4 protein-coding genes and 1 pseudogene are annotated in these 3,050 nt (G+C 72.3%); 3 read left to right on the top strand and 2 right to left on the bottom strand.

Features of this window, described 5'->3' with window-relative positions; translation table 11 throughout:
* A pseudogene (locus tag VB737_RS15960) lies at positions 1 to 339 on the top strand (molecular chaperone DnaJ); the annotation flags it as partial.
* A 32-nt stretch (positions 340 to 371) separates the two neighbouring features.
* Here VB737_RS15960 and VB737_RS15955 read toward each other — a convergent pair.
* Entirely contained in the window at positions 372 to 617 is a 246-nt protein-coding gene (locus VB737_RS15955; protein WP_500314400.1) for an NAD(P)H-quinone oxidoreductase subunit O, read from the bottom strand.
* A 77-nt stretch (positions 618 to 694) separates the two neighbouring features.
* Between VB737_RS15955 and VB737_RS15950 the strand changes: the two genes are divergently transcribed.
* Positions 695 to 1,630 (top strand): TIGR01777 family oxidoreductase, encoded by a 936-nt coding sequence (locus VB737_RS15950; protein WP_500314399.1) that lies wholly within the window; start codon positions 695 to 697, stop codon positions 1,628 to 1,630.
* Here the strand turns inward: VB737_RS15950 and VB737_RS15945 are convergent.
* A complete protein-coding gene (locus VB737_RS15945) occupies positions 1,587 to 1,847 on the bottom strand; it encodes a DUF8620 family protein (protein ID WP_500314397.1) in 261 nt (86 codons plus the stop codon). The genes VB737_RS15950 and VB737_RS15945 overlap by 44 nt on opposite strands.
* Positions 1,848 to 1,922: 75 nt before the next feature.
* Between VB737_RS15945 and VB737_RS15940 the strand changes: the two genes are divergently transcribed.
* A partial coding sequence (locus VB737_RS15940) for a lipid-A-disaccharide synthase-related protein (protein WP_500314395.1) occupies positions 1,923 to 3,050 on the top strand: 1,128 nt, incomplete at its 3' end.

Below are 3,050 nucleotides of genomic sequence, written 5' to 3'. Positions count from 1 at the left end.
CAGGTGATCAATCCCTTCCCGGCCCAGCTGCGCTCCCTGGCCGCCGACCCCTACGACGACGAGCTGATGGGGGCCTTCTGCGCTTTCCTCGACCAGAGCCGGCTGCGCATGGAGAAGGTGGAGGCCCTCTACCGGTCCCGGGCCTGCCCGTCGGCGGCCAAGGGGTTCGGCCTCAGCCTCTACCACTGCCTCAGCCAGGTGCAGGACGCCCTGGTGGAGCTGGAGCGCTACACCATGGGCTATGTCGACAGCTACCTCCATGACGGCAAGGAGATGCTGCGGGAGGCCCGGCTGCGCCGCAGCCGTCTGAAGGAGGAACGGCGCCGGGTGGAGATCTAGGCGCCGCGGACGGTCCAGGCGGCGCTGAAGATCTAGGCGGCGGGCATCGCCTCGAGCTGGTCGAGCCGCAGCCACACGTCGGGAACGGGCAGGCGCCAGCGGAGCTGGGCGTGCTCCCCCTGGATGGCCAGGATCTCCCCGGGCCCCTCGAACAGGTAGCCAGGGGGAACCGGATCGCTGGCCCCGGCCTCCAGGCTGTTGGTGTAGGCGGCTCTGTTCACCCTGACCAGGGCACCCTTTTTGAGGCTCGGGGGAGCGGCAGGCGCGGACTCAGCCATCGTCAACAGGAGGGTTCGGCCCAGGTTAGGGCTGCCGGAACCTAACCTCGGCTTCGGATTCCGATGGGACGGTGGGCATGCGACTGCTTCTGCTCGGATGCACGGGTTTCGTCGGCCGTGAGCTGGTGCCGTTCCTGCTCAACCTCGGCCACCAGCTCACCCTGGTGACCCGTCGCTCCCGGCCCGACAGCGAGGCGGCCGACCCCCGTCTCATCACCCTCTGCTGCGATCCGTCTGATCCGGCCAGCTGGGCCCAGCCGGAACTGCTGGAGGCCCTGGCGGCGGCCGACGGGGTGGTCAACCTGGCCGGGGAGCCGATCGCTGACCAGCGCTGGACGCCGGCCCACCGCCAGCGGCTGCTCGACAGCCGCATCGGCACCACCACCCAGCTGGTGCGGGCGATGGCGGCCCTGGCCACGCCGCCCCGGGTGCTGGTGAACGGCTCGGCCGTGGGCTACTACGGCACCAGCCTGGAGGCCAGCTTCACGGAGGCCAGCCCCCCCGGCGACGATTTTCTGGCCCGTCTCTGTGCCCGCTGGGAAGCCGCCACCCAGGTGGCCCCCGAGGCCTGCCGCATCGTGGTGCTGCGGGTGGGCATCGTGCTCGGACCCGACGGCGGCGCCCTCGGCAAGATGCTGCCCGTGTTCCGGGCCGGCTTCGGCGGGCCGGTGGGCAGCGGCCAGCAGTGGATGAGCTGGATCCATCGCCACGATCTCTGCCGGCTGATCGTCACCGCCCTGGAGGACGACGCCTACGCCGGCCCCTACAACGCCGTGGCCCCGGAGCCCACCCGCATGGGGATCTTCGCCTCCAGCCTCGGCCGTGCCCTCGGCCGGCCCAGCCTGCTGCCGGTGCCCGGCCCCCTGCTGCAGCTGCTGCTCGGCGACGGTGCCGCCGTGGTGCTCGAAGGGCAGCAGGTCCGCCCGGAGCGGCTGCTGGCCCAGGGCTTCCACTTCCAGTATCCGGAGCTCAGCGCTGCCCTCGCCGCTGCCACCAGCCCAGCCCGCCACTGAGCAGGGCCGCCGCCATCAGCAGGCCGATGGCCGGCGTGAACAGCGGCTGCCATAGCCGCTGGAAGAGCTCCAGGGGCGCGTCCAGCCGCTGGCCGTGCAGCACCACCGCCACGGCGAAGAACAGGGCCCCGGCCAGCACCAGGAAGACGTCGGCCACCAGCACGGCATCGAGAACGCGGCGCACGTGCGCGACGGGGCCGGGGGCGGGAGTGCTCATGCCTGCGGGGTGAGCCGGGAGGGGGGAAATCCCCGGTGAGCCCAAACCTAAACTCGACCGTGCTTGGTGTCCCGTGTGCCCCTTCCCCCTGCTCCCAGGATCCTGCTGATCAGCAACGGCCATGGGGAGGATCTCAATGGGGGACTGATCGCCGATGGCCTGCGCCAGTGTGATCCGGGGCTGGAACTGGCGGCCCTGCCCATCGTCGGCGCCGGCTCGGCCTACGGGCGCCGCGGCATTTCCCTCCTCTACGCGGGCCGCAGCCTGCCCTCCGGGGGCATGGTGTACCAGGGGCTCAACCTCTGGAAGGATCTGGCGGCGGGCTGGCTGCAGCAGAGCCTGGCCCAGCTCTGGACCGCCTGGCGCCAGGGCCGCCGCTTCGATCTGGTGGTGAGCATCGGCGACCACGTCCCCCTGATCTTCGCCCTGCTGACGGGACGGCCGACGGTGGTGTTCCTGGTCTCCACCTCGAGCTACTACGAGGGCCGGCTGCGGCTCTCCGCCCTCACCCGCTGGTGCTGCCGGCGGCGGCGGGTGCGCGTGGTGCTCACCCGCGATGCCTTCACCGCCACCGACCTCCAGGCCCAGGGGCAGGCCAAGGCCCTGTTCCGCGGCTACCCGATCATGGATCTGCCGCCCCCGGACCCCGGCCAGGTGGCCCGCCTGCCGGGCAGCCGCACCCTGGCACTGGTGCCCGGCAGCCGCTTCCCCGAGGCCCTCCACAACCTGGTGCTGATGCTGCGGCTCTGCAGCCAGCTGGGCGGTCGGGCCGGGGAGGGTCCCTGGCGCTTCCTGGTGGCGGTGGTGGAGAGCCCCCACTGGCGGGACCTGGAACCCCTGGCGGCGGCGGTCGGCTGGCGGCTGGACGGTGGCGTGCTGCGCTCCGCCGGCGGCGACCTGGCGGTGCAGCTGCTGCCGGGGGCCCTGCCCTCGATCCTGGCCGCCAGTGACCTGGTGGTGGGCATGGCCGGCACCGCCGTGGAGCAGGCGGTGGGCTTCGGTCTGCCGGTGGTGCAGCTGGTGGGCCGTGGCCCCCAGTTCAGCTACGCCTTCGCCGAATCCCAGATGCGGCTGCTGGGTCCCACGGTCCACACCGTGGGGCGTCGCCCGGCCGAAACGGCCGATCTGCGGGAAGCCGCCGGCCTGATCGTCCGGCTGCTGGCCGACCCCGACCTGCCGCCGCACCTGGCCCTTATACACATC

This window comes from Synechococcus sp. BA-120 BA3 (assembly GCF_034931285.1).
Taxonomy (GTDB): domain Bacteria; phylum Cyanobacteriota; class Cyanobacteriia; order PCC-6307; family Cyanobiaceae; genus Cyanobium.
Note: the sequence above shows the minus strand (reverse complement) of the source record. Positions and strands in the feature narration are given on the sequence as shown.